At 41.8% G+C, this 2,835-nt stretch carries 4 protein-coding genes; 3 read left to right on the forward strand and 1 reads right to left on the reverse strand.

Annotated features, from left to right (window positions below; translation table 11 throughout):
* The coding region (locus ACP45E_RS02870; protein WP_141707201.1) for an NADP-dependent isocitrate dehydrogenase at positions 1 to 798 on the forward strand (798 nt) is incomplete at its 5' end.
* 98 nt (positions 799 to 896) lie between these two features.
* On the opposite strand, the gene cspD is transcribed toward ACP45E_RS02870, so the two are convergent.
* On the reverse strand, positions 897 to 1,118 hold the full coding sequence (gene cspD, locus ACP45E_RS02875; RefSeq protein WP_017034915.1) for a cold shock domain-containing protein CspD: 222 nt from the start codon (positions 1,116 to 1,118) through the stop codon (positions 897 to 899).
* Positions 1,119 to 1,586: 468 nt separating this feature from the next.
* On the opposite strand from cspD, the gene clpS reads away from it, so the two are divergent.
* Both clpS and ACP45E_RS02885 read left to right on the forward strand, forming a co-directional pair.
* Entirely contained in the window at positions 1,587 to 1,907 is a 321-nt protein-coding gene (clpS, locus tag ACP45E_RS02880) for an ATP-dependent Clp protease adapter ClpS (protein ID WP_017034916.1), read from the forward strand.
* Positions 1,908 to 1,948: 41 nt separating this feature from the next.
* Positions 1,949 to 2,835 (forward strand): Clp protease N-terminal domain-containing protein (locus tag ACP45E_RS02885; protein ID WP_141707202.1); only part of this gene is annotated, 887 nt, incomplete at its 3' end.

The following is a 2,835-nucleotide window of genomic DNA, read 5'->3' on the forward strand; positions in this document are numbered from 1 at the left end:
TGCTCACCCGCTCTTCCGATCTTACCGGCGGTATTTTGGTTAGATAAGAATCGAGCACACGATGCGCAACTTATCGAAAAAGTAAATGCTTACTTACCTGACCATGATGTGAGCGGCCTAGACATAAAGATCCTAGCACCACTTGAAGCGTGTCAATTCTCATTAGAGCGCATTAAAGAGGGATTAGATACGATCTCTGTGACAGGAAACGTATTGCGTGACTACTTAACCGATCTTTTCCCAATTCTTGAACTGGGTACATCGGCGAAAATGCTGTCGGTGGTTCCACTGATGAATGGTGGCGGTTTGTTTGAAACGGGTGCCGGTGGTTCAGCTCCTAAACACGTTCAACAGGTTGAAAAAGAAAATCACTTACGTTGGGACTCATTGGGCGAATTCTTAGCGCTTGCTGCATCGTTAGAACACCTAAGCACGGTTACTGGAAATGCTAAAGCACAAGTCCTAGCTGATGCGCTAGATAAAGCAACAGGTGAGTTTTTAGATGAAAACAAATCACCTTCACGTAAAGTGAATCAACTTGATAACCGTGGTAGTCATTACTACCTAGCGGCATACTGGGCTAAGGCGTTGGCAACACAAAGTGTCGATGCAGATCTAGCAGCAGAATTTGCACCAATTGCAAAAGCGCTAGCTGATAACGAGTCAACTATCGTTACTGAACTCAATGAAGCACAAGGTGTGGCGGGTGATTTAGGTGGATATTACGCGCTTGATGATGAAAAAGTGTCAGCGTTAATGCGACCAAGCCAAACACTAAACAGTGTAATCGATGCATAATATAGATCATTCTCACCATTTTTGATGGTGGGAAAGGCATTAATAAAAACAACCCCGCTAGTTATAGCGGGGTTTTTATATTCTTGGCGTCTTAATATTTATTTAGCCATTTGAGCTTCAATCGGCACGACGGAGCTAGCATGGTAGCCTTTAGGTCCTTGCTCAATTTCATAGGCGACTTGTTGACCCGCTTTGAGCGTACGATAGCCATCCATCTTAATTGTTGAGTAGTGAGCAAAAATATCCCCGTCTTCACCCTCTGGACAGATAAAACCAAATCCTTTGGCATTGTTAAACCATTTTACTGTACCTGTAGCCATGCTATACATCCCTCATGCATTTAATACTGATGTTGTGTTAAGAAGATTACGTCACAAACATAACGTGAATCTGTTAGTGACTAATAATTCATGTGCCTATTATTTTTAATCACTATTTGACCAATGTAGTCAATGAACAGAGACAGTCAATAGGCAAAAGGTCTTAAATGCTACATATTTGCAAACAAATCACTTTTGAGATTTACATTTTCGCAACTTGACAAGCCTGAGATCTAGGCACCGTTTTTAGTTTACTTGTGAAACTGTTTGCTTTTTAATCAATTAGATAATTCTCTAGAATTCATTTCTATGTTTTATTTGCAGCGATTGGAATGCTGGATTAGTCTCTAAGTAAGGGATGCATTTCTGGCCGTAATATTTCTTATCAGCATTCGGAGATAAATCTAAAACTTTGTGGTTACATAATGGTAAAATCGACTTTAGAAATCCTGAATTATTGAATTGACCATGGGCCGAAATTTTGAATGGGTAACTCCAGACTCTGATTTACTGGAGAAAGAGAAAACGAAAATCCAGCCACCTGCGATGTATCACGTGTTGTTAAATAATGATGATTACACGCCGATGGACTTTGTGATTGAAATCCTTGAGCGTTTCTTTTCAATGGACATAGAGAAAGCGACGCAAGTTATGCTTCAGGTGCATTATGAAGGAAAAGCAATTTGCGGAACCTTTACCGCAGAAGTAGCTGAAACAAAAGTGGCGCAAGTCACCATGTATTCCAAGGAAAATGAGCATCCATTGCTTTGCACATTAGAGCAAGCGTAACGCTTGTATGAACAACCCTGTTGTTCTTTTAGGAGGTACATATGCTTAATAAAGAATTAGAGACCAGTCTTAATGGCGCTTTTGCGCGTGCTAGAGACAAACGACACGAGTTCATGACTGTCGAGCACCTCCTACTCGCATTATTGGTAAATGATGCAGCCAAGGAGGCATTAGCAGCTTGTCAGGCAGACCTAGAAGCTTTACGACAAGAACTCGATGTTTTCATTGACCAAACAACCCCTCTTATTCCTGAAAACGATGAAACTCGTGAAACTCAACCGACGTTAAGTTTTCAGCGAGTACTTCAACGAGCCGTTTTCCATGTCCAGTCTTCTGGGCGCAGTGAGGTAACAGGCGCTAATGTTCTGGTTGCCATTTTTAGTGAACAAGAATCACATGCGGCGTATCTACTGAAGAAAAATGACATCAGTCGACTCGATATCGTTAATTTCATTTCTCATGGCATTGCCAAGTCGTCAAGTTCAAATGATGATTCCTCTGAATCATTTGGCTCAGAAAATGTTGAAGAGGGCGGTTCCGATGAGCGTTTAGAAAGTTTCGCTATCAATCTAAACCAAGTGGCAAAACAGGGCCATATTGACCCGTTGATCGGTCGAGATAAAGAACTAGAAAGAACGATTCAAGTATTGTGTCGACGCCGTAAAAACAACCCTTTGCTTGTTGGTGAGGCGGGAGTGGGTAAAACGGCAATAGCAGAAGGCCTCGCTTGGCGAATCGTAGAAGGTCAAGTACCAGACGTCATTAAAGACAGCGTTATCTATTCATTAGACATCGGTTCATTGCTGGCGGGCACCAAATACCGTGGCGATTTTGAAAAGCGTTTTAAAACCATTCTAAAGCAACTAGAAAAAGAAGAAGACGCGATCCTATTTATCGATGAAGTTCATACCATCATCGGCGCAGGAGC

Source organism: Vibrio genomosp. F10 str. 9ZD137, assembly GCF_049974785.1.
In the GTDB taxonomy this organism is placed as follows: domain Bacteria; phylum Pseudomonadota; class Gammaproteobacteria; order Enterobacterales; family Vibrionaceae; genus Vibrio.